24 protein-coding genes and 1 tRNA gene are annotated in these 24,318 nt (G+C 36.0%); 18 read left to right on the forward strand and 7 right to left on the reverse strand.

Annotated features, from left to right (window positions below):
- The first annotated feature begins 16 nt into the window (after nt 1–16).
- Together IGJ95_RS05770 and IGJ95_RS05775 are read left to right on the forward strand one after the other, a co-directional pair.
- Complete coding sequence (locus IGJ95_RS05770) at nt 17–709, forward strand: hypothetical protein (protein WP_010735723.1); 693 nt, start codon at nt 17–19, stop codon at nt 707–709.
- A 154-nt stretch (nt 710–863) separates the two neighbouring features.
- Entirely contained in the window at nt 864–1,910 is a 1,047-nt protein-coding gene (locus IGJ95_RS05775; RefSeq protein WP_373875944.1) for a zinc-binding alcohol dehydrogenase family protein, read from the forward strand.
- 133 nt (nt 1,911–2,043) lie between these two features.
- On the opposite strand, the gene IGJ95_RS05780 is transcribed toward IGJ95_RS05775, so the two are convergent.
- Complete coding sequence (locus tag IGJ95_RS05780) at nt 2,044–2,709, reverse strand: YitT family protein (RefSeq protein ID WP_010735721.1); 666 nt, start codon at nt 2,707–2,709, stop codon at nt 2,044–2,046.
- 509 nt (nt 2,710–3,218) lie between these two features.
- Between IGJ95_RS05780 and IGJ95_RS05785 the strand changes: the two genes are divergently transcribed.
- The 8 genes from IGJ95_RS05785 to IGJ95_RS05820 all read left to right on the forward strand — a co-directional run bounded on the left by IGJ95_RS05785 (nt 3,219) and on the right by IGJ95_RS05820 (nt 11,683).
- Nucleotides 3,219–3,434 (forward strand): hypothetical protein, encoded by a 216-nt coding sequence (locus IGJ95_RS05785; protein WP_010735720.1) that lies wholly within the window; start codon nt 3,219–3,221, stop codon nt 3,432–3,434.
- A gap of 128 nt (nt 3,435–3,562) precedes the next feature.
- Nucleotides 3,563–5,101 carry an ABC transporter permease/substrate-binding protein gene (locus tag IGJ95_RS05790; protein ID WP_438761549.1) on the forward strand — a complete coding sequence of 513 codons (1,539 nt, stop codon included), beginning with the start codon at nt 3,563–3,565 and terminating at the stop codon, nt 5,099–5,101.
- Nucleotides 5,098–6,045, forward strand: coding sequence for an ABC transporter ATP-binding protein (locus tag IGJ95_RS05795; RefSeq protein ID WP_153830388.1), 948 nt, complete (start codon nt 5,098–5,100; stop codon nt 6,043–6,045). Before IGJ95_RS05790 ends, IGJ95_RS05795 begins: the two co-directional genes overlap by 4 nt.
- Nucleotides 6,046–6,455: 410 nt before the next feature.
- Nucleotides 6,456–7,940: a helix-turn-helix domain-containing protein gene (locus IGJ95_RS05800; RefSeq protein ID WP_438761552.1), complete on the forward strand. Its 1,485-nt coding sequence runs from the start codon at nt 6,456–6,458 to the stop codon at nt 7,938–7,940.
- A gap of 330 nt (nt 7,941–8,270) precedes the next feature.
- Entirely contained in the window at nt 8,271–9,743 is a 1,473-nt protein-coding gene (locus IGJ95_RS05805; RefSeq protein ID WP_010735716.1) for a helix-turn-helix domain-containing protein, read from the forward strand.
- Nucleotides 9,744–10,076: 333 nt separating this feature from the next.
- On the forward strand, nt 10,077–10,415 hold the full coding sequence (locus IGJ95_RS05810; protein ID WP_010735715.1) for an LPXTG cell wall anchor domain-containing protein: 339 nt from the start codon (nt 10,077–10,079) through the stop codon (nt 10,413–10,415).
- A 41-nt stretch (nt 10,416–10,456) separates the two neighbouring features.
- Entirely contained in the window at nt 10,457–11,059 is a 603-nt protein-coding gene (locus IGJ95_RS05815; protein ID WP_438761554.1) for a hypothetical protein, read from the forward strand.
- A gap of 99 nt (nt 11,060–11,158) precedes the next feature.
- On the forward strand, nt 11,159–11,683 hold the full coding sequence (locus IGJ95_RS05820; protein ID WP_010735713.1) for a hypothetical protein: 525 nt from the start codon (nt 11,159–11,161) through the stop codon (nt 11,681–11,683).
- Nucleotides 11,684–11,793: 110 nt separating this feature from the next.
- On the opposite strand, the gene IGJ95_RS05825 is transcribed toward IGJ95_RS05820, so the two are convergent.
- Together IGJ95_RS05825 and IGJ95_RS05830 are read right to left on the reverse strand one after the other, a co-directional pair.
- Nucleotides 11,794–12,390 carry a LysM peptidoglycan-binding domain-containing protein gene (locus IGJ95_RS05825; protein WP_016249999.1) on the reverse strand — a complete coding sequence of 199 codons (597 nt, stop codon included), beginning with the start codon at nt 12,388–12,390 and terminating at the stop codon, nt 11,794–11,796.
- A gap of 399 nt (nt 12,391–12,789) precedes the next feature.
- On the reverse strand, nt 12,790–13,002 hold the full coding sequence (locus IGJ95_RS05830) for a DUF378 domain-containing protein (protein WP_010735711.1): 213 nt from the start codon (nt 13,000–13,002) through the stop codon (nt 12,790–12,792).
- A 210-nt stretch (nt 13,003–13,212) separates the two neighbouring features.
- Here IGJ95_RS05830 and IGJ95_RS05835 point away from each other — a divergent pair, with 210 nt between their 5' ends.
- Complete coding sequence (locus IGJ95_RS05835) at nt 13,213–13,905, forward strand: hypothetical protein (RefSeq protein ID WP_010735710.1); 693 nt, start codon at nt 13,213–13,215, stop codon at nt 13,903–13,905.
- A 96-nt stretch (nt 13,906–14,001) separates the two neighbouring features.
- Complete coding sequence (locus tag IGJ95_RS05840) at nt 14,002–14,277, forward strand: hypothetical protein (RefSeq protein ID WP_034691354.1); 276 nt, start codon at nt 14,002–14,004, stop codon at nt 14,275–14,277.
- Between the two features lie 146 nt (nt 14,278–14,423).
- Here the strand turns inward: IGJ95_RS05840 and IGJ95_RS05845 are convergent.
- Nucleotides 14,424–14,506: transfer RNA gene (locus tag IGJ95_RS05845), tRNA-Leu, on the reverse strand.
- 64 nt (nt 14,507–14,570) lie between these two features.
- Here IGJ95_RS05845 and IGJ95_RS05850 point away from each other — a divergent pair.
- The 4 genes from IGJ95_RS05850 (at nt 14,571) to nagA (ending at nt 18,579) form a co-directional block, all read left to right on the forward strand.
- Nucleotides 14,571–14,732: a hypothetical protein gene (locus tag IGJ95_RS05850; RefSeq protein ID WP_019724415.1), complete on the forward strand. Its 162-nt coding sequence runs from the start codon at nt 14,571–14,573 to the stop codon at nt 14,730–14,732.
- A 134-nt stretch (nt 14,733–14,866) separates the two neighbouring features.
- Nucleotides 14,867–16,084: a pyridoxal phosphate-dependent aminotransferase gene (locus IGJ95_RS05855; RefSeq protein ID WP_023519505.1), complete on the forward strand. Its 1,218-nt coding sequence runs from the start codon at nt 14,867–14,869 to the stop codon at nt 16,082–16,084.
- Between the two features lie 435 nt (nt 16,085–16,519).
- Nucleotides 16,520–17,356 carry a helix-turn-helix domain-containing protein gene (locus IGJ95_RS05860; RefSeq protein ID WP_010735706.1) on the forward strand — a complete coding sequence of 279 codons (837 nt, stop codon included), beginning with the start codon at nt 16,520–16,522 and terminating at the stop codon, nt 17,354–17,356.
- A 74-nt stretch (nt 17,357–17,430) separates the two neighbouring features.
- On the forward strand, nt 17,431–18,579 hold the full coding sequence (gene nagA, locus IGJ95_RS05865) for an N-acetylglucosamine-6-phosphate deacetylase (RefSeq protein ID WP_010735705.1): 1,149 nt from the start codon (nt 17,431–17,433) through the stop codon (nt 18,577–18,579).
- Between the two features lie 94 nt (nt 18,580–18,673).
- Here the strand turns inward: nagA and IGJ95_RS05870 are convergent, their stop codons facing one another.
- Nucleotides 18,674–19,462 carry a MerR family transcriptional regulator gene (locus IGJ95_RS05870; RefSeq protein WP_224434662.1) on the reverse strand — a complete coding sequence of 263 codons (789 nt, stop codon included), beginning with the start codon at nt 19,460–19,462 and terminating at the stop codon, nt 18,674–18,676.
- A 162-nt stretch (nt 19,463–19,624) separates the two neighbouring features.
- On the opposite strand from IGJ95_RS05870, the gene IGJ95_RS05875 reads away from it, so the two are divergent.
- Nucleotides 19,625–22,216 (forward strand): HAD-IC family P-type ATPase, encoded by a 2,592-nt coding sequence (locus tag IGJ95_RS05875; protein ID WP_153830390.1) that lies wholly within the window; start codon nt 19,625–19,627, stop codon nt 22,214–22,216.
- Nucleotides 22,217–22,474: 258 nt separating this feature from the next.
- Here the strand turns inward: IGJ95_RS05875 and IGJ95_RS05880 are convergent, their stop codons facing one another.
- Nucleotides 22,475–22,834 (reverse strand): hypothetical protein, encoded by a 360-nt coding sequence (locus IGJ95_RS05880; RefSeq protein WP_153830422.1) that lies wholly within the window; start codon nt 22,832–22,834, stop codon nt 22,475–22,477.
- Between the two features lie 9 nt (nt 22,835–22,843).
- Nucleotides 22,844–23,656, reverse strand: coding sequence for a DNA/RNA non-specific endonuclease (locus IGJ95_RS05885; protein ID WP_010735700.1), 813 nt, complete (start codon nt 23,654–23,656; stop codon nt 22,844–22,846).
- A gap of 126 nt (nt 23,657–23,782) precedes the next feature.
- On the opposite strand from IGJ95_RS05885, the gene IGJ95_RS05890 reads away from it, so the two are divergent.
- Entirely contained in the window at nt 23,783–24,307 is a 525-nt protein-coding gene (locus tag IGJ95_RS05890) for an NfeD family protein (protein WP_438761558.1), read from the forward strand.
- Nucleotides 24,308–24,318: the final 11 nt, after the last annotated feature.

Raw genomic sequence — 24,318 nt, forward strand, 5'->3', positions numbered from 1 at the left:
AAAAAGGATGGTTTACATGACAGAAATCAAACGAAAACATTTTCGCTTTCCTGCATACGATGATCACATAGGTGTAAAGTTAAAAAATGAAAATAGGCGTGTGCTGTTTGACGGACAAGATGATCTGATGACCGATACAAGCGACAAACCATTGTTCGAGCAAATCAATGAATTTCATTTTGAGGATTATTCAAAAAATGAAAAAAATCCTCATTCGACAGTCAATGTTCGGCATGCTTCAACACAAAAAGCAAATCTAGCAAAACATAAACAAAATTTGCCAGACTATAGGCAGAGTAAAAAAACACAAACCAAACGAAACAGTCAGACGAATTTTGGCTATAATCGTCATGCCAGCCCTTCAGAGCAAAGACCAACACAAGAAAAAACAAGCCAATCACGAAGTGTATTCAATAGTTCGGGAAGAGAACGTTCTTATTTTGTACCTAAGTACGTACCAGCTTCGATCATTCCTGATCCGAAGAAAAATAAAATCTCTGAAGAAGAATTGCTCGCTTCGATCAAAAAAGAAAAGAATGCGTATCTTTTATTTGAAACAGAAAATACACCCTATGATGGAAAACAAGGTGTAACAATGAACCAAGAGAAAAGTTCAAGTAAGAAAACTCATGGAGTATTAGATCGTTCGTTGGAAGGCCTGATCAATGACCAAGGTAATTCCTTGAAAGGCAATGGTTATTTCCAATAAGTAGTGACTGCTCAAGTATGAGAAAAAGTTGTTCCTTCAAACATTCAGACACATAAGAAACAAGCAGGACTTGTGAAAAAATGTCTGGATGTTGGAGCGGAACAGCTTTTTTTTGACCGACTATATTATTGCAGTAGAAAGGAACAGGAAAATGATAAATAGACCCTCATCAATGAAAAGGTTTGGTTTTACTTATGAGACGCCTTATCCGCAATTGATTGAAGAAGATACTATGGTACCAAAACCTGGCGAACACGACTTATTGATCGAAGTTGTAGCACTTTCGATCAATCCTATAGATACGAAGCGAAGAGAAATCGTCAAAGAAGAAACATTCACTGTGCTCGGCTATGATAGTGTGGGTTATGTACGGGAAATGGGCGCGGCTGTAAAGGGGTTCGAGCTGAATGACCGTGTCTATTATGCAGGAACGACTCAACGTGAAGGGAGTCAACAAGAGTATCAAATCGTTGATGCACGGATCGCTGCAAAAGCTCCTAAGAATCTTAGCGACGAAGCTGCTGCAGGGATTCCATTGACTGCACTCACTGCCTATGAATTGCTATTTGAAAAATTTCAGTTAGTTCCTCAAGAAAAAGCAAATGAAGGGAAAGAGCTTTTGGTGATCAATGGAGGAGGTGGCGTTGGTTCGATCATGACGCAACTAGCGAAGTGGACGGGTATGAAAGTTTATGCAACTGCTAGTCCGCAAAATTTTGGATGGCTTGAAAAAAATGGCGTAGATGTTCCGATAGATTACCATCATTCTCTTTATGACCAATTAAAACAAGCTGGGAGCGATGGTGTTGACTATATCGCAGTGTTGTATGATATTGAATCCTATCTACCAGAAATAAAAAAAATCATTCAACCTTTAGGGCATATCGGAATGATCGTCAATACAAAAGCGAAAATCGATTGGAATGAATATAAAAATGATTCAATCAGCTTCCATTGGGAGTATGTTTTCACGAAAACAGATCATAATAAAGAAATCGCAACACAAGGCGCAATCCTAGAGACATTGACAAAGTTATTTGAAGAAAATAAACTTCATAGCCACGTAACCACTGTTTACTCAGATGGTATCAGCCGAGCTTCACTTGAACAAGCGATGAAGTTGGTGAAGGAAGGTAGCCAGCAAGGCAAAGTCGTTTTGTCAGGTGGGTTCAAATCCATCGGTGGAAAAATGGCTCGATAAGACAAGTAGTAAGAATGACTATAAAAAAGCAACTGTGGCTGGAACATGGTTTCTCTCGCACTATCTAAAACCAGATAAACAGCGAGAAATAAACACTTCTGTTCCGACCTCAGTTGCTTTTTATGGTAAGAGTTCAATCTATATATGAATCTTCCACAGGTTCTAATTGATTGACTGTTGGGGATGGAGCTGTGATTTTTTTGAAAGGATTAGCGAAGCGGAAGTACTTCACTTTATTCAATGTATAAGATAAAATTGAGCAACTCAAAAGAGTATAGGCAAAATGCGTAAAATCCAAATACAACAAAGACACAACTAAAATCCCAAACGTGATAACAAATAGACTTTTCCCGATATTCACATGATAATATTTTTCAATTGCTTGATAAACGATATCGGTTCCACCAGTGCTGCCCCCAAAACGAAAAACTAAGCCACAACCGATTCCCGAAAGAATGCCAGTCATTAGACTATTCACTAAAAGATTTCCAACAGCAAAGTGGACATTTAAATTTTCCCATACATGCAAGAAGAAGACCAGAGAAAATGTTCCGACGATCGTTCGAATAAATGCATGTTTTCCAAAAATAAACAAGGAAATCAGCAATAAAGGTAAATTTATGATCAGTGAGGTGATGGAAGGCGCAAAGCCAAATAAATGATTAAGTAAAAGAGCAATTCCTGTGACACCACCGTCAGCTAATTTTGAAGGGAGATTGATTCCGGTTACCGCTAATCCATAAAGAGCAGCCCCAAAAATAATTCCACATAAGTCTAATAAAAATTTTACTTGTTTCATCTCTAACCTCTTTTCTTTTTGAAAATTTTCAGCAATCTTTATATTACACTGAACGGCTCTATAAATTCAATAGGTAAATAGAAAAAAATATACATAATGAAGTGTATTTAATTTCGGTCAATCATTCCTTGTAAAACAATCTTTTAAATCAAAAATGATTCTATGTAAAAATATGTATTGCATAATTTAGGGATAAAAAAATAGTGAATAAAATAGTGTGATAAATAAAAAAATGTATTTAAATATAAAAAAACATAAATTGTTTTATTAAATTTAACGATTATGATGTTAAAACAACCGATTTTTACTTTTTTGGTCACTGACACACAACTTAAAGTATAATAATTATTGAACAAGCCAGTAAACAAGTATCTCCCCCACGAGATTTTAAAAGTTACTGGCTGTTTTTTTTGTTCAAAATTCCAACTTCTACTTTACAACGAGAACAATTGTTCGTATAATAAAAGAGCGAACAATCGTTCGGTATAAAATAATAGAGGTGATCAGAGATGCAATCAATGAGACGTTTTGGTGCGATGTTGTTGATTTTATTTTTTGGAATTATTATAGGTAATTATGGGTTACAAACAGCATTATTGATTTTTTTACCTTCGTTTGTATTATGGTTTGTGATGTGGGATGAAAAAAAGTATCGACAAAATGAACGAAAACGCAGGTATGAAGAAACCTTCTATCAACATAGAGCTACGTACGATTCAAAATAACTAAATACAAAAACAAAACTTGCAATCACTTCTCACCATCTAGTCGATTGCAAGTTTTTTTAAAACAACTTAGTTGGGGATTTACTTCGCTATGTTTATACTTAAAGGAGAACAGAAAGGAAGGTCATATGAATACGTTTATCGAAACGCTCAGTGAGAGAAAAGAAGAGTTATTCGCAGCAACATTTCAGCACTTATCTATTTCATTGATTGCATTATTGATTGCCGCAGTGATTGCGATCCCGCTTGCTATTTGGGCAGTCAACCATAAAAGAATGGCAGAATTTTTGTTACAAGTAACGAGTGTGCTGCAAACCATTCCCTCACTTGCACTTTTAGGATTATTGATTCCATTTGTAGGGATTGGCACTTTACCGGCGTTGATTGCCTTGATCTTATACGCCTTATTACCGATATTTCAAAGCACTTATATAGGATTAGCAGAAATCGATCCATCAATTGAAGAAGCAGCAGTTGCCTTTGGGATGTCTCGTTTTCGAAGATTGATCAAAGTAGAGTTACCCATCGCGCTGCCTGTCATTATCTCAGGTATCCGCACTGCGTTAGTATTGATCATTGGTACAGCAACATTAGCAGCCTTGATCGGTGCTGGCGGGCTAGGAACATTTATCTTACTAGGAATCGATCGGAATACACCTGTTTTAACTTTGATCGGCGCAATCAGCTCCGCCTTGTTAGCTATTGTTTTCAGTAGCTTGATCCGTCTATTACAACACTTGAAACCTCGTTATACGATGATCACTTTAGGCTTGATTTTGACTTTAGTCGCAGGTGCTTCCATTTATCAAACTGGTTTCTTGAAACAAGAGAAAATCACGATTGCCGGTAAGCTTGGTGCAGAACCAGATATATTGATCCAGATGTACAAAGGATTGATTGAAGAAGAAACCGAAGCGGAAGTCGAATTAAAACCGAATTTCGGTAAAACCAGTTTTCTATTCAGCGCTTTAGAAAACAAACAAATTGATATTTATCCTGAGTTTACTGGAACAGTATTAGAGAGTCTGGTTACAGTTCCAGAATCAATCAAGGACCAAAAATTAACAAAAGAAGAAACGTATCACGAGGCCAATAGACTGTTAAATGAACAGTTCTCAATGACACTTTTAAGTCCGATGGCTTATCAAAACACATATGCTCTTGCTGTTAAACGCGACTTTGCGGATGAGCACCAATTAAAATCAATTTCTGATTTAGCTAAAATCGAGAATCAAATCAAGGCAGGGTTCACGTTAGAATTTATCGATCGTGCAGATGGGTACAAGGGGATACAGGAACTTTATCAGTTAGATTTTCCGAGTGTCCAAAGCATGGAACCTAGTTTGCGTTACCAAGCAATAAATAATGGTGATGTCAATGTAGTTGATGCCTATTCTACCGACAGTGAACTGAAACAATACGATTTAGTCGTCCTAGAAGATGACCGAGGCTTGTTCCCTACCTACCAAGGCGCACCATTGATGAATGAAGATTTTGCCAATGATCATCCAGAAGTCGTGGCAGCTTTAGAGAAACTTAGCGGCAAAATAACGGAAGAACAGATGCAAACGATGAATTATCAAGTAAATTTCGAGAAAAAACAACCAGCTGAAGTGGCACGACAATTTTTGGTTGACCAAGGTTTAGTGAAGGAGGATAACAATTGACCGAACTGATTGAATTTAAAAACGTCCAAAAAACCTTTAATGATAAGTATGCAATTAGACAATTAGACCTTTCAATCAATGAGGGAGAGATCTTTGTATTGGTAGGTCCTTCGGGAAGTGGAAAGACAACTTCACTAAAAATGATCAATGGACTCTCATTACCAAGTGTCGGTGAGGTATATTTCAAAGGTAAATCATTAAAGGACTATAACTTGCAAAAAATGCGTTGGCAAATGGGATATGTCTTGCAACAGATTGCATTATTTCCAACGATGACTGTCAAACAGAATATCGAAGTGATCCCTGAAATGTTAGGCTGGGAAAAACAGAAACGATCCGAGACTTCGGATCAGTTACTGGCAAAAGTTGGTTTAGATCCTGATGTCTATCGTGATCGAATGCCACAAGAATTGTCTGGAGGAGAACAACAGCGTGTAGGGATCATTCGGGCGTTAGCAGCCAATCCTGAAGTGATCTTGATGGATGAGCCTTTCAGTGCGTTGGACCCTCTATCAAGAACTTCCTTGCAGGAGCTTGTTTTATCACTTCATAAAGAATTAGGTACGACGATTGTTTTTGTTACCCATAATATGGAAGAAGCAATTAAACTAGGGGATCGCATCGCTGTGATGAAAGAAGGGGCATTGATCCAATGTGATACACCAGAACAATTATTGATGCATCCTAAGAATGACTTTGTACGTAGTTTCTTCGAGGAATCGATCCAAGAAAAAGATCAGACAGTTGAACAACTTGTACTTGCTGGCTTTTTTGAGAAAGAGATCACTGAACAACGAAGAGTGGTTCAGCTTGATACACCACTAAAACAATTATTTGCTCAACTAGAAGCAGTCGAAACAGTCAACATCTATAAACAAGAAATTCCGATTGGATCGATCTCCAGAGAAAATGTCTTTGCATTTCTAAGTGGGAAACAGAGTTGATTTGGATGTTTTAGACAGGTGAACAATGACTTGTTTAGATAACTAGACACAAAGAAGTAGTGGTTCAATAAAAGTTATTTAAAAAAATATTAGAATAACAAATAAAGAAATGATTGAATAAAGGCGTTGATTTTCGGATGCTTTTATTCGATCATTTATTATTACGAATATTATTTAACGGTAAATTAAAAATATCTCATGTTAACTTCATTTTTCTTGTAGACATAAGACGATTTATATTTTAAAATTATGATTAAGTAATAGTACATATATTTTTGTTGAAATCTTATTTCAATGATAAATCTAAAAGAAAATTGAATAATCATATAAGAAAAAAATGAAAAAATCACAGACGGGGTGTTATTTTTTTGTTTATTACTGTGCTTTTTTATTAGATTTGGGGGAGTAAAATGAAAGGAATATTAAATAAACAAAGTACAAGGCAATTAGCATTATTAGAATTGCTGTGGGAAAATGAATGGTTGACCGTATCGAAAATTGTCCAAGTCATCGGGGGAGTCGAAAAGACGATACGAACGGATATCAAACATTTAAATGAAATAATCAAACCGCTTAAAATTGAAACATCTTTTAAACACGGGGTTTTCTTGGATAAAACACTTGGGGTCTCAAAAACACATCTTTATTCTTTGTTTTTGCAAAACTGCATCGAATGTCAGATCATCGAAGAAATTTTTATCAATCCGAAGCTTTCTAAAGGTGAGTTATGTGATTGCTTGTTTATCTCAGAGACACAGTTGAACCGCTTGTTGGCCAAGCTAAATTCAGTTTTAGAAAAATTTTCAATACAAATCAGTCATGAATTGACGATTGAAGGTTCAGAGATAAATATTCGTAAATTATTTGCTAGTTTGATGTATGAAAAATATCTTTCTGCGGAAACGCTTCTTTTAAAAGAAGCGTTTGACCTGATCGATCGATTGATCCAATGTTTTTATGAGGAAAACATAACGATCATTGAAGCGAATGACCAACATCATTTTTTATTAAATAAAATACATTTAAAAGTACTAGCTGCGCTATATCGATGCAAGCAATGCGCTTTTATAGAAAAAAAAGCAACTGTTTTTAACTACAAAATCATTTTGAATGACGAAGAATTAAAACGTAGATGTAAAGAATCTTTTGAAATTGAACTGAATGAAGACATATTATACAATTTATTTGCCAACTATTGCGAACCTTTTAAAGTGACCGGAGCTTGCCAACAGTTTGGTATGTTTCAATCATCCTTACATAGTAAAATTGAACGACTGATCAAAGATTTATCTCAACGATTTAATATCGAGTGTTCCCATAGTGATACATTGATTGCTGACATTTTATGGAGTAGTTTTCGAATCACTGGCCCGACTTTCATATTGAACAATGTGATTGAAGAATTTGTTTTAGAATTAATGGGTGAAAATCAAACAATCATGTTTGAATTAAGAGAGTGTTTTGCAGAAATATATGAAGAACTTGAACTTAAACCGTTTGATAAGAAAAATATGGTGTATCAATCGATCTATAGTTTGGTTACACAGTGGTCTGATTTTAGGATCGAGATGAAAAAGACCCATCAGATCAAGGCTGCATTGATCTTGGATGTTCCCATTGGTCATTTGCGTATGTTGAAGGAAGAAATCGAAATGCATTTCAGAAGTACGTACTCCGTTGATATCTTGTCACCATTTGATCTGTTCAGCCAAGTAAAATTAGAAAAATATGACTGTGTGTTGACAGATGTTTGTACAATCCGAGGGTCTATCGAACAACCGAGGGTGATTGGCATCCCACATTATTTCGATAATGAGTTCATTCACAAATTACATACTTTTATTATAAACAGAAAAGAAAGTGTCAAGTTATTTAGAAAAGAACTTGTGATGTAATCTGTTTAATAATCCAATTTATTAGATATGCCTATACTGGTATATCTTTTCTTATTTTTAATTAATAAAAACGCAAAAAATCATTGCTAAACATCTGTTTTGAAAATGGTTATAAATAGAATGATCACTGAATAAATGAGAATACATTAACTTTTTAATCTATACCAATTTTTTTAATGATAGAATTATTGACATTTTCAATACATTCACCTATAAGTTCTAACGTTATTTTACCAAGCGGTCGGTAGATTGAGATTATTTTTAGATAAATCATTATGTTAAAAATAATGTAGACGTTCAATATTTTTTGTTTGGAGAGGTGGAACCGAAATGAGAGAAATCTTAGATGGACGTTTGAAACGTCAGTTGAAGATTTTGGAAATATTATGGGATACTCAGTGGATGACGACAGCTGAATTAGCCGAAATGATCGAAAGCTCAGAAAAAACAACTCGGAATGATCTTTCACAAATCAATGAGATGATTGCACCGCTGACAATTGAAACCTCCTTTAGATCAGGAGTATTGCTAAAGAAAAATATGAAAACACCAAAAGCATTCATCTATTCAAAAATTTTGAGTAAAAGTTTGGAATATACCTTACTTGAGACACTATTTTTTAGAAGAGTAAGTTCAAAAGACGATCTAAGTGATAGTTTATATATATCTGAAACACAAGTATCACGTGTTATTAATCGAATCAATCAAGTCATCAGTAAATATGAATTTCAAATCAATAATCATCTCGATATTGTAGGTAATGAAGGGAATATTAGAGATTTTTTTTCTGCTTTCTTTGCAGAAAAATATAATTTACCTGAGAATTTAATGAAAGGCGATGATCTCTCTCTGATCACGGATATCATCGAAGTATTTGTAAAAGAGAATACGATCTGGGCATTAGTCAATAATGACAATCATTTGTTTTTAGGAAATATGAAATTTCATTTATTTATTTGTTTTGTTCGTTTGAAGCAAGATTATCAGTTGATATCGAGGAATATACCGTTTATTTTCCAACATTTCGCAAATGAAACAGAACTTTTAGGACGTATCAATGAAAAGTTTGTCGTCAATTTAAGAGAAGAAAACCTCCAACAACTTTTCTATGAGTTTTATCAACCGATTCATCCGACTTTACGATTACAATATTTAAATGTCCAAGTTGATGCAGTAAATCAAAAAAATAAACTAAATCAAGTAATTGAATACTTAGAAAATAAGTTCGGTATAGTTTGTGAAAATCGTGATCAATTGATTCATGATATTTATTGGACAACCATGAATATGGTAAGACCCACCTATATTTTACATAATAAGAAACGAGAATTTTTTCAAAACGTAAAAAGAGACAGTCCCACACTAGTGAAAGATTTAGAAGACCGATTTTTTGAGATTTATCAGACATTAGGATCTGCATTTCATAGTTATTTAGATGAAATGATCCATCAATCTGTCTTCAAGTTGTTGACTTCCTGGTCAGATCTATGGGTACAAGTACGGAAGCAAAAGATAAAACTCCATGTCGCCCTATTATTAGATAGTTCTTATGATCATATGTGTATGCTCAAAGAGGAAATCAAATTTTATTTTCGACATAATATCAATATAGAGATTCTTCACCCTGCGACAAAAATACAAAATGATTATTTAAAAAAGTTTGATTGTCTTCTGACAGATATATATTTCAATGACTATTTTGAAGTGCCTACTCTTGGAATTTCTAACTATTTAGATGAAGCCATCATTGATAAATTGGTCGAGTACTATCACATCAAAGTGGATGAACTTGCTGAGATTTGATCTACTATACAAAAATCAGTTGGCAATTATTTCTGTTGGTGGGAATTATTAAGAAAAGTTCAAACTGATTAGTTAAAATAATATGTTATTTATTTTTTCTTGATTTCATATGGACTCTATAATGCTATTTTATCACTGTTATATATGGGGGATTGGTCAATTATTGTAAGTCTGGTTTGTATTTGTTACTAAAATAAATAACTATATATTCTTATTTTGTTTACCAAACTGGCGGTAAAACTTGGTTTTAAAAGTGCTGGTTTTTTAAGGATAATTGTTTTGTGGGAATCGTGTCGTTTATATTAGGAGGTGAAGGGTGAGATAAAAAAGACGATGTATTACATGATAGGTGTGTTGTTGTTATGCGTTATGAGTCCAACTGTCTATCATGCTCAACAATCAGAAATACAAACAGTTCATGTCGAAGCAACGATCGGTGATTTAGGTAATAGTTCCGAAAATCAAGACGACACAGGGCAGAGTACCCAAAATGAAGAACAGCAAGCTACAGGTCCAACATCAAACAAAAGTGAAGGTTCTTCCTCTAAATTCCCACAAACTGGGGAACGTTTGACCAATGGAATTGCTTTGATCGGTTTATTGCTTACTCTTTTTTCGATAGGATCTTTTTATACATTCAATCAAAAAGAAGAACGACTACAAAAAATTTAGTGAAATAATATAGATTATTTCAGCAAGGAGAGAAATTCAATATGAAGAAGCTAAGTAATTTAGCGATTGTATCTACAATTTTATTAAGTGGTTTAGGACTTGGTTCAATAAACGTTGCTGCCAATGACTTGGGATGGATTCCTGGACAACCAGACAATACACCGGGACAAACGATCAAAGGTGATGACAAAGCAGATGTTCAAGTTTCAGGATGGATCGGAGAATGGTATCCAGTTGATCCAGAAGATAAACGCTATATCGATATCACGATCCCAACGACTATAAGATATGCAAATGCGATGGCAGAAGACGGAACGCCTCAACCAGAGATCGTTTCCCCATTATATGCAATGACAAATAATTCAACTTCACATAGAGTGATGATCGAAGTAGATAGTTTTGCGGAGACAAGCTCAACTGGGATCACTCAAGATTTGTTCTTTACACCATTAAATGAAGCAGCGGTTCGTTTGCAAAGTGCTTCTGGACAGTTCTTGAATACTCGTACTTATTTGACAACTATTGGAACAGGACAAACAAAATCCTTGAAATTTGAAGGAGCAATCACTAGTCCTTTCCAACAGGATGTTATTGTGACACCTGCATACACGATGTCATTCCATTTTTCTGCATTAGCTAACTAATCTTAGCAAAGTTGATAAGTATTCCATTACTCAGTTTAGTAGAAAGAGCCTGAATGAAAGACTTTTCAGTTATAATTTTGAGAAAGGAGGTTGAGAAAAATGGCACATAGTAATAATATTGAAAAAAAGAATCATAGTAAAAAGAAGAGAACTTATATCTTGTTTTCTTTGCTACTCGTATGTCTTGTAGCAGGGATCGGCGGATACTTTTATTTTAATCAATCTCCTCCTCAAGTAGTGGCAGGATTGCCTGATTTAGATGATCATCTGTCAAGATTGAGTAATGAAGATATTTTAAAAGCAATGCAAGATCAAGTAGATAAAGACAAAATGCGTATTCTTTTGAAACATGATATAGAAGTTGATAAAGAAGGAAAAGCGAGTGTCGATGTACGTAATAATGGTCAGAATGCATTCAATATCCAAGTAGAATACTATCTAGCATCAAATAATAAACAATTGTATAAATCAGGATTGATTCCTCCAAACAACCGAATAGACTCTATCCCTTTTGAGAATCTACCTGATGCTGGCAGTCATGATGTTAGAATTTTATACAATATTTATAACGAAGAAAAATTGGTCAATACAACAACGATCGATGGTAAAATCAACATTAGTTGATCGCTGATTGAAGGTAACATAAATAAAAAATGGAAGGCTCTGAAAATAGATTATCTATTTTCGAGCCTTCCAATTTTTTATTTAGCTTTTAACTCAATGATAAATTGTTCTTAGTACCAACCGTTAGCTAACCAGAAAGCTTTGGCTGCATCCCAAGAGCCATAACGAGAAGCAACATATTGTTCTGCCACTCTTTCTTGATTGGCAGCAGAGTAGTCACCGTTCAAGTAAGAAGAGTCTAATTGGTAACGGCCGATATAACGTCCGTTTGTTGCTGTATAAGAACCGCTAGATTCTTTTTGTGCGATCCATTCTTTGGCATCGTTCGTACCAGTTGAAACAGCGACTTCAGTAGCTGGTGCTTGTTCTACAACTGGTGCTTGTTCTACTACAGGTGTTTCCACAACTGGCGCTGTTTCTTGAACAGGTTCTACAGGTGCTTGAGTAGCGACAGGAGCAGTTGCTTGCTCACCAGTAGGAATAGTTAATTCTTGACCTGAAAAAATCAGGTGAATGTTTGAGATTGAGTTAGCTTCGGCAATTGTTTGGATCAAGGAGTTGTCACCAACGTATTTTTGAGAAATCGTTGATAAAGTATCACCTGATTGAACAGTGTAGGCTTCGTCTGCGTGTGCAGAAGTACCCATAAATAATGCAGCGCCGGCGGCCAAAGTTGTTCCAAAAAGAATAGTTTTAAGTGATTTCATGAAAGATCTCCTTCGTATTTTAAAAAGTTATTTTGATTAGCTGTTTTCGCTAACGAGTAATACTTTACCATGATGAGACATTTCATAGGTGATAAAAACGTAACAGTTTATGACAAAGCTACCTTTTTTGTAATATTCAACGAAACATATGTAATCGAAAAACGCTTTCTTTCTTTTAATTGAAAGAATGTATGTTCTCGTTTTTTGATGAAAAAAATTAGTTAAGAAAATATTAAGCGGATAATAAATATGTTTTTTTCTATTGTAGAAGATAAAATGGGTGGCTATCTATCAGTCATAATAGCTATTCTTAAGCCTAATGACGACAATCAAAGGAGTAAATAATAAAAAAACATGGAGCAAATAGTTGCCCCATGTTCTAAAAAAATCAAATCCCAATTATTGATGTTCTACACGATTGGAGATCATTGGAAAGAATTTCAAACAATAAATAGCACAAATCCCAACAATAATATATATAGCTTTAGCTAAAATAGTCGTAGAGCCGCCTGCAATCGTCGCAACTAAATCAAATTCTAATAAACCGACTAACAACCAGTTCAATCCTCCAACAATCAACAATGTTAAAGCAATCATATCTAATGTTTTCATTGAAATTACCCCTTTCCTATATGACATACTATTATTATAAAACAATTAAAGAATTTGTACTAAAATATTGCCTGTAATTTAATTTATAGTCCTTTCATTTCAACGTTTTATAGAATTTGAAAATTTAAAATAGATATGTCTTGACAATAGACAAGTAAAAGATTAGATTTAGCTGGTTATAAAATAATAATATTTATTAAGGAGAAGAACATGAAAAAAAAATGGATGATTACTGGATTGATTGCATTGTTGCTAGGGGCTATTGGTTATACGGGCACACGGTTTGCAGGAGAAGTTTTATTCTGGGGTGGAGAATCTGATATCACTAAGATCAACGAAAATTTAGAAAAACTTGATCAACAGTTAACAAGCCATGACCAAAAAATCACTGACTTAAATAGTCAATTAGCAATAAAAAATCAAGATCTTCAAAATATACAAACAAAAGCGCAAGAATACCAAACAAAGATCACTGACTTGGAAACGCAAAAAAGCCAATTGGTTGCTGAACATGCAAATTTACAAAACCAATTAACTAGTAAAGAAAATCAATTAAATGACAAACAAATCGAAATCAACAATAAGATCAATGAAATAACTCAAAAAATAAACGAAATCAATACCCTAAATAGTCAATGGAATACTAGACTTCAAGAAATCCAGGGCAAATATACAGAGATGCAAAGTACTGTTAATCAATTAAACGAACAAATCAGCCAATTAAATCGAGAAAAAACAAATTTGCAAACTGATTTAGCAACCGCGAAGAAACAATTAGAAACTATTTCAGCAGAAAATAGTAATTTGAGAAGTTATATCGCACAATTAGAAAAAGCGAGAAACGATGCAAAGCAAACGGCGGAAAAATCTCAACAAATCGTTGATCGCCAAGTGAATAAGTAGACGTTAAAGATACTTTTTTAGAGTTTTTTTTCCAAGGAAAATCACTTGAAAAACGGAACGTTTGTTCGTATAATGGTGATGAGGGGAGAGATGACAATGGAAAGAAAATATGGAACAGTCTCAAAAATCAGAACGATCAAACTAGGGGAACGACCACTGATCCGTTTTACTTTAGGCTCAGAGAATTGCTTGATTGCTAATCATAGTCTTAATTTTATTGCCGATGTAGATGAAGGAATGAAGATATTTGTGAAAGGCTACTATAATAACCGTAAGCAATTTGTCGTCAAAGACTACACGGTATTAGAAAAATCAAACATTGTTGTCGCTTTTGAAAATAGTCTCTTCCCTAAACAGAAGATCATCAAATGAGAGAACAAAGTCAATGTTCGATATCAAGAACTAATGGATTACTCTTATATAGGTAGAAAAATTGTAAATTGACTCGATGAACTGCCTTGTTTTTTTAATAACAAACAAAAAAACTCATGGCATAAACCATGAGTTTTACTTATTTATGCAGACGATGGGATTTGAACCCACACGAGCTTACGCTCACAAGACCCTCAATCTTGCATGTCTGCCGTTCCATCACGTCTGCAAGAAACAACACTTTAATCATAGCGAGTAACGAAATAGATGTCAAGATATGAAAGAGGAAAATCATGAATAAATATGATGGGGAATTTTCAATTTTAGGAATGGTGGCAGGCATTATCATTGGATCTGCATTTGGACAATTGACCATGGGGATATTCTTAGGTGTGATTATCGGAATTGCTATGGATTGGGCAGCAAATCTTTGGAACGATCGGCATGAGAAATAAAAGTAAAAAAAGTTGATTTTCATCTAGGATTTCTTTAAAACGGTGGCAAAATCCAGATGAATGGAGTATGATATGGAAATAAATGGGTATAATCAGAAATTTCTAACTTTTTTGAAACGAGGGATTGGATCACTATGAGAGAATTTGAAAAATCCAACAAATTAGAAGGCGTAAGTTACGATGTCCGCGGACCGGTTCTTGAAGAAGCAGAACGAATGCAAGAAGAGGGCATCAGTATATTAAAATTGAATACGGGAAATCCAGCACCATTTGGATTTGAGGCACCAAATGAAGTGATCCGTGATTTGATCATGAATGCCAGAGATTCAGAAGGCTATTCGGATTCAAAAGGGATTTTTTCTGCACGAAAAGCGATTGAACAGTATTGTCAATTGAAAAAATTTCCAAATGTGACGATCAATGATATCTATACTGGTAATGGGGTCAGTGAGCTGATCACGATGTGTATGCAAGGGCTGTTGGACAATGGCGATGAAGTATTAGTGCCAATGCCAGATTATCCTTTATGGACAGCTTCTGTTTCTTTGGCTGGAGGAAAACCAGTTCATTATGTATGCGATGAACAAGCCGAATGGTATCCAGATATTGAGGATATCAAATCTAAAGTTACCAGCCGGACAAAGGCAATCGTGATCATCAATCCTAATAATCCAACAGGAGCTTTATATCCGAAAGAATTATTAGAAGAAATCGTGAAAATCGCACGAGAACATCAATTGATCATTTATTCAGACGAAATCTATGATCGTTTAGTGATGGATGGCTTAGAGCATATCCCGATTGCGACTTTAGCACCTGATCTATTCGTTGTCACATTGAATGGCCTATCTAAATCACATCGTGTGGCGGGATTCCGTGTCGGCTGGATGGTGTTGAGTGGTGACAAATCAAATGTAAAAGGCTATATCGAAGGGTTGAATATGCTTTCCTCTATGCGTCTTTGTTCAAATGTTCTGTCACAACAAATCATCCAAACTGCCCTAGGGGGCTACCAAAGTGTGGATGAATTGCTATTGCCAGGTGGACGGATCTACGAACAAAGAGAATACATTTATAATGCAATCAATGATATCCCTGGATTATCAGCGGTTAAGCCGAAAGCAGCTTTTTATATCTTTCCAAAAATCGATACGAAACGCTTCAATATTACCAATGATGAGCAGTTCGTATTAGATTTTCTGCACGAGCATAAGATTTTACTTGTTCACGGAGGCGGTTTTAACTGGCCTGATCCAGACCACTTCAGAATCGTTTACTTACCAAAATTAGACGATCTAAAAGTAACGGCGAAAAAAATGCGTGAATTCCTGACAACCTACCGACAAAGATAGGAAATGTCATATTTTGGCTGTTGTGCGTGTGTATTAAGTAGGTAGTTTTAAGCGTAAGCGAGTAACTGACGGGATAAATCAAGATTTTATGAAGTAAGTGAATCACTATAACAATTGGAATCAACGATTCTTATGGGCATTTGCTTACTTCACTAAATCAACCGTTTTTGTCTGAGTTTTATTCTCATTTGACACCTGCAAATAACCAGTTTCGAGTAAGAGCCAACGAGTAGTAAAAACGATGTGATTGGCAAATTTTTTTATAAAGTAAATACGACTTCACCTAAAAGCCGTCCCGATACCGAGGCGTTTTTTTAATGTCAATTTTTGAAAAATGATTCGTTGCTATTGGACTTTTCTTGAAGTTTACAAAGTAGTCAAGTACAATACATGTAGTCATGCGAATACGCATATTTTTTTGAGAGGGGGATACTTATGGAAGCATTAGTCGATTCCTTTGGTACGATCATCAAAGAAATCCGAAAAGAACAAAAAATGACTCAACAAATGCTTTCACAAGGCATTTGTTCTCAAAGTGTGCTGAGTAGAATCGAAAATAACGAAGAGTTACCAAATGTATTAGTGATGGCTCAGATCTGTCACAGGCTTGGTGTAACGATCGATTATGTAATGAACTTATCCAAGGACAAGATTCGAGCAGCAACTAGACAGTTTGATCTTCTGGATCTTTACTTTTTAAAAAGAGATTATCGTAAATTAGAACAAGAACTAAAATCAGCGAAGGTGACAGAGAATCTCTATTCAGCTGAGGATTTTCAACGGTATTATTATTATTTAGGTGTTTGTGAATTTACATTAAGGAAAAACCTAGTAAAGGCACTTAGTTACTTGAAAGAAGCATTGACTTACTCCAGCCAAAAAGATCGGACACATGTCTGTGATATAGAGATCCAATTGATCAGCTGTATTGGTAAAGTCTATGGGGTTGCAGGGAGAAGTACAGAAGCAAGATATTATTTAAGTCGTAGCGTCCAACTCTTACATGATACGATCAACGAGCACAACAAAAGCGAATTGACCCAGATTTTTTATAATTATGGTAGTTTTCTATTTCATCAAGGAGAACGCCAAGCAGCCCTTGAACAAGTGAATCAAGGGATTCGTTGGGCACAAGAAAAAAATAGCTATTATTATTTAAATGATTTATTTATTCTAAAAAGTTTGATCTACAAACAGCAAAATGAACTGTCAAAAGCATTGTTTTATGAAGAATTAGCTCAAGCAGTAAAAAAGATTGCTAAAAGTATATAAATGGTGTAGACCATTCTTGACTTCTTTCGTAAATAAGAGTAATTTAAAGGTAGATCATCAAAGGAGAGAATAGAATGAGAACTTATATCTATGCTGACAAATTCTTTTTAGCATCTGGTGTGAAAAACGCTGGATATCTTGAAATCACTGATGGGCTTTTTGGCGAATATCTTTCAGAAAAACCAGTTGGTGAAGTAACGATCATTGATCAAAGCGGTAAATGGATCGCCCCTGGACTTGTAGACACACATATTCATGGGTTTATGAATCACGATGTTATGGATAATGACGCAGAAGGAATCAAAGCTATGTCAGAAGGTCTGTTATCTTGTGGGGTAACTGCCTTTTTACCTACAACATTAACCTCTAGTAAAGAACGTCTAAGAGATGTGGCAGAGACGATCGGAAAAATGTACCATGAAGCTCCTGGCGCTAAAATCAAAGGGATCTATTTTGAAGGACCATTCTTTACAGAAGAGCATAAAGGCGCGCAAAACCCAAGTTATTTTGGCGACCCTGATTTGGCAGTCTTCAATGAATGGCAAGAAGCTTCAGGCGGATTGATCAAAAAAATCGCATTAGCACCAGAACGCGCAGGTGTCGAAGAATTTGTAAAACAAGTGACAGATGAAGGCGTTGTAGTTGCTTTAGGTCATAGTAATGCAACGATCAATGAAGCACAAGCAGCTGTTGAAGCAGGTGCAAGCGTGTTTGTTCATGCGTTTAACGGGATGCGTGGCTTGAACCATCGTGAGCCAGGTATGGTCGGCGCATTATTATCATTGGATCACGTATTTTCTGAGTTGATTTGTGACGGTCATCATGTCCATCCAAATGCAGCACAGATCCTGATGGAAAAAGCAGGACATGAACATGTGGCTTTGATCACGGATTGCATGATGGCTGGTGGAATGCCTGATGGTAATTACAATTTAGGTGAGTTCCCAGTAGTCGTAAAAGATGGAACAGCTCGTTTAGAATCTGGAAATCTAGCTGGAAGTATCCTAAGATTAAAAGAAGCAATCAAAAATGTCGTAGATTGGGGCTTAGCTACACCAGAACAAGCCATCATGATGGCTACGTACGTTCCTGCAGTTAGCTGTAAGATCGACGATACATGTGGAAAGATTGCTAAAGGAAGAGATGCTGATTTCATCGTCTTGAATCCTGACATGACCTTAGATGCCACTTATTTAGATGGTATTGAACGTTATCATGCGTAAAAAAGAATAAATGAACAGCCAAAAGGAAGAAGCAACTCGTAGTTTTACTCTCTTTTGGCTGTTTTTTTGTGGTGTTTTTTAGATAAATAGTTGGTTACTGGATCAATACTTCTAAGCGTGTAATAAATTCATTCTGGTCATTGGTTTCATGGAAATCTACGAGATAGAGTTCATAAAATGGACTCTTTAATTCTAGTTGATGTGTTTGTGCATATTTTTTCATTTCTTGAATGCCTGTGACTTGTTGCTCATAGGCTCCTTGGTAAGTGTAGGTCAAGTATTTCCCGGATGGTAACGTGGACACCTCATTGATCAAAGAGGCAGTTTCTGGATAGAAATAAAAGACTTGATAGGCAAAAGAATCTGACTCTTCATGTAAGATACTTCCAAATAAATTTTGATTGTTGGCACTGAGTTGTTTCTCATGTTTTTTATGCAGCTGTTTCAATGCGTAATCGACATCATCGCTAGTCGTCATTTCATCGTCTTTGATTACTTGACGTAATTGATGTTCCATCACGATCGGTTGATTGAATGGAGTATCTTCTACTTCATAGATCAACTGTAAGCGATCATCTAATAAGGAGATTTTTTCTTTTGATTCTGCAATCAAACGATGCAAAGAATCAATTTCAAATCGTAAAAGTTCTTTTGTTCGATCGATATTTTTATTATTCAGATATTCGACGATCTCAGGCAAAGAAACATCAAAATATCGCAGATCGCGAATCGTATTTAGTTGTTCTAATTCTTTGTACGAATAATTTCGATAACCGTTATCGTCATAATCTGGTTGGATCAAACCGATTTTTTCATAGTAACGTAAAGTATGTGGGGTAATATCATATAATTTTGCTAATTCATTGATTTTCAATCGATTCACTTCCGTTTGATTTTATTTATACTTTATATCTGTTCCTCATTTTACTATTAGTTGATTCAAAAAAGCGAGTATTTTTAAATTATTTACACGAAACCCTTGACCTTAGAGTTACTCTAACCTGTAAGCTGATTATAGATTAGTTAGTGTTGGAGGAGAAAAAGTATGGAATGGTATAACAAGTCAACGGAAGAAACAATCAAACAAGTTCAAGTCACAGAATATATCACAGAGAGTGATCGGCTGGAACGTCAAAAAAAATATGGAAAAAATAAAATGGAAGAAAAAGATCAAACACCAGAATGGCAAAAATTCTTATCTTATTTCCATGATGCGTTGATGTACATCTTATTAGGGGCAGCGATATTGAAAGTTGCAACTGGTGCATTGATGGAAGGTAGCATGATCTTTTTAGTTGTTTTTCTAAATGCGATGATCGGGTACTTCCAAGAACGAAAAGCAGCTTCTTCTTTAGATAGTATCAAAGGATTATTGAGTGATAAAGCAGTGATTTTAGAAGATGGAAAAAAACGAGAGATCGATCCGGCAGACTTGGTCGTCGGCGATCAAGTAGTCTTGACTGCTGGAGATATCGTACCAGCAGATGTTCGGATCATCGAATCATTCAATTTACAAGTGGATGAGGCGATTTTAACAGGAGAAACACATTCTGTCAGCAAAACTGTTGATAGCTTACCTGAAAATACAGAATTAGCTGAACAAGTAAATATGGCTTTTTCGGGCACTAAAGTTGAATCTGGCAATGGATTAGGTGTCGTTGTTGAAGTAGGTTCGAATACTCAAATCGGTAAAATCAGTCATTCTTTATCAACTGTTGAAGAACAAGAAACCCCGTTATTGAAGAAAATCAAGGAAATGAATACAAGTATATTTAAAGGAATCAGTGCGTTGATTTTGTTAATTGCTCTTGTTTCGTATTTTTATTATGGTATGACATGGGGCTATATCGCTACGGCGATCATTGCTTTGATCGTTTCTTCGATTCCAGAAGGCCTGCCGTCGATTTTAACAATCATTTTGTCGATTGGCGTGAATCGAATGGCAAAGAAGAATGCCATCGTAAAAACATTGCCTACAGTAGAAACCTTAGGTGCGATGACGGTTATTTGTTCAGATAAGACAGGGACATTGACAAAAAATGAAATGTTTTTAGTTCATATAGCGACACTAAATGATTGGTATACGCCTGAATCATTTGCACAAGTATCACATACAAAAGTCGAAGAATATTTGTTACAAGCGATGCATAATTGTCAAGAAACACAATTAGCAGATGGGGATTGTCCTGAAACAGGAAATGCAACAGAACTTGCATTATTACGTTATACAAATACGCAACAGGCAATAATCCATTCACCTATTGCCAAAATTCCTTTTGATTCAGCGTATAAATACATGGGAACTGTTCATGAGATCAATGGCAAGAAAATCTTGTTCGTAAAAGGTGCACCGGATGTATTGATCGAAAAAGCGGGACAACAAATGGATGCTAGAGGTATGAGCCAGTCGATCGATAAAAAACGTTGGCATAAGAAAAATGAGGATTTAGCGAGTCAAGGGCAACGTGTGTTAGCTTTTGCGATGAAAGAAATCGGCGATGAAGACTTATCTCATGATGCACTAGATGAAGCATTGACGATGATTGGCTTATGCGGTGTGATCGACCCACCAAAAGAGTCAGCAATCGAAGCAGTGAAATCAATGCAACAAGCTGGAATACGTGTCAAAATGATCACAGGCGATCATCCACTGACAGCGAAAGCCATCGCAAAACAACTAGGATTGCAAAATCATCAAACAGCAATCACAGGAAAAGAGCTGAATCAACTGTCAGAGCAACAATGGCAACGCGCAGTAAGTGAAAACGATGTATTTGCGCGAACGACACCAGAACACAAATTGGCAATCGTTTCTTATCTGCAAGCGCAAGGTGAAATTGTTGGGATGACCGGCGATGGTGTAAATGATGCACCAGCATTGAAAAAAGCTGACGTCGGGATTGCTATGGGAATCAAAGGGAGCGATGTTAGTAAGCAAGCAGCAGATATGGTTTTAGTCGATGATAATTTTGAGACGATCGCTTATGCAGTCAAAGAAGGACGTCGGATATTCGACAACTTGAAGAAAACGATTCTCTTTTATTTACCAACATGTTTGGCGCAAGGATTATTGTTACTATTCTCATTGATCGGAAACTCCCCATTACCTTTGACGACTGTGCAAATCCTATGGTTGAATCTAGTTGCTTCGATCACCTTGTCCTATGCTTTAGGATTTGAACGGGCAGAAAAACAAGTGATGAGTCGACGACCACGACCATTGAATGAACGGATTTTGTCACGATATGCGTTGGTGCGCATTTTATATGTAGGGATGATCTTGACGATCTTAGGCTTAACTGCGATGGAATATGTCTCAAACGATGCACGTCAGACGGTGTTGATCAATGCGATGGTGTTTGGTCAGGCCTTCTATATGATCAATTGTCGTAGGATCAGCGAATTTAGTTTAGATAGAGGATTATGGAAAAATACCGCATTGTTTTATTCAATTGGGATCATGATTTTGCTTCAAGCTGCGATGATCTGGTTCCCACCATTAAGAATGGCTTTAGGAACAAACCTACTATCAAGTACGGAAGTCGTCATCAGTCTTTTACCTGGATTACTTTTATTCTTCTTAGTAGAAATCGAAAAATATGTTTTATCAGCTAGAAGTTACAGGGTAGGTGCTTGATCATTCATATTATTGAAAAAAACATAGAAAGATACCAAAGTAACTAGGTGCTTTTTATTCACACTAAACCCAAGTAACGTTGGAAGAAGAAACTAGTTTATAAAATAAGTTAGTAAAAACGTCCGAAATGAGAATGATCATTTCGGACGTTTTTTTGTTTCATATACCTAAACATACGCGATACGTTTTTTGTTAAATGTTCAAAGATAAAGCCCCAGTTTGTCATTGTTAATGCGAGCAACCTTAGTTAGTAGAAAGTTAAAAAAATTCGACAATCGATTTCGAAGAGTATGCGTATCTTATTAGTAGATCGGCAAAACTCCCATTAAATCGCTGGATTTCTTCTTTTTGGTGAGAGCGAGGAAACAAACAAACCGTTTTTTCATTTGCTAAGAGATAATCACCATCGATCGTACGAGCCACCAAGTGAAAGGATGAAAGGAGATTCGCGACCTCCACTTCATCCAGGGAGGTATAATCGATTGTTCGCAGAATACTAGCTTTGAAATGTTGGTAAGAAGGGAAAAACACAAGTTCCTCATAATCGAACAGCTCGTTTTCTTCCAGCCATGCGAGTGTTTCTTCTAATGTACGATTTTGCTTCAATTGTTCAAACAATCGTTTCACCTACTTTTTATTTGGTATCAATACCGTAAAATCAATCGTTGGGTTATTGCCTGTTCCTTTTGCCTCTAACTCGACACTTTCAGGGATGAGTTCATCGCCAACATAATGTGGAGTAACACGATAGCGTACAGTTTCACCATGATTCAACGCCTTACGGATTTTTAGTTCATAGTAGTTCATGTAAGGATCATTTACTGGGAATTGAAACAAAGTAACTAGATTTCTTTCGTCGTCGCCACTACCACCGAACTGTTTAGCGATCAGATGTCCGCGAGAATGATCATATCTGGGTCCAGAAATAAATCCAGGAGGACGGATGTCACGGTTTGCGCTGGTTCCTGTATTGATCATTGATTTTTCCAATAAGGCATCCGCACCAGTGGGACGTCCTAATCGATCAAGCTCATGATACTCGATCCATCCTTTGTTTGTTGAGAGCTCAGCCACATCAAAGGAAGCTGTTCCTAATTCTTGTGGCCCAGGATTGTTTCCAGTCGGTGCTAAGTCTTCTTCTTGAGGTAAGCCGTTGTTTCTTGGCTCAGATGAGTCAGGTATACTACTTGTGATAGTAGCTTCACTTTTGCTTGTACTTTCGACTGGTTTATCAGAAGATTCCATACTATATGTATTCATGTTTGATCGTTGGTCAGTAGAAACTCCCGATTCACTCTCGATTGAAGCAGTATAACTAGATTCACTGTAATCACTTGAGATCGGTTGTTCTACATTCAATAGATCCATTCCGATAAAGCCAATTGCGCCAAAAACAACTATAGAGATCAATGTACCCCATAGTTTTTTTAAATTTTTCATTCGTTCACCTCCTTTGTTAGTATAATCCAAAACCAAGCGGACTAAAAGTGAAAACTTTATCCAAAGTAGGTTAATTATATAGGTTAGTATGATATGATAATCTTGTACACAAAGGAGGCGAATGAGATGATAGGAGGAATCGCAATCATCACGATTTACTGGTACGTTTTACTCATATGCGCTGGGGTTGCAGTGTTACTTGTTATTTTTGGAGATATCTTTGATTTCGATGGACCTATTGATCCGATGCTGATCGTTCCCTGGTTGACTTTTACCAGTTTATTAGGTTATTTAGGTGAATCCTTGACCAACCAGTCCTCATTAGTGATTTTCGTGATCAGCGCGATTATTGCAACCGTTTTAGTTTTTTTGTTGAATTTTTATATCTTGATGCCGATGAAGCACGCAGAATCGACGCTATCAACTTCTGAAAAAACATTAGAAGGTCAAATCGCGACAGTGGTGACCCCGATACCGATCCAGGGAATGGGAGAAATCCAATTAAAAAGTGTTACTGGTTCAATCAGTCGCCCTGCTTGTTTTTATACGCCCCAAGAGAAAATGATCGGACGTGGCGAAAAGGTTTTGATCATTGAAGTAAGAGACCGTGTTTGTTATGTTACACCGTACGAAAGTATGTTGAAAATGTAAAGGAGTGGAAG

Source organism: Enterococcus sp. AZ156 (genome assembly GCF_051714165.1).
GTDB classification, from domain to species: domain Bacteria; phylum Bacillota; class Bacilli; order Lactobacillales; family Enterococcaceae; genus Enterococcus_B; species Enterococcus_B pernyi.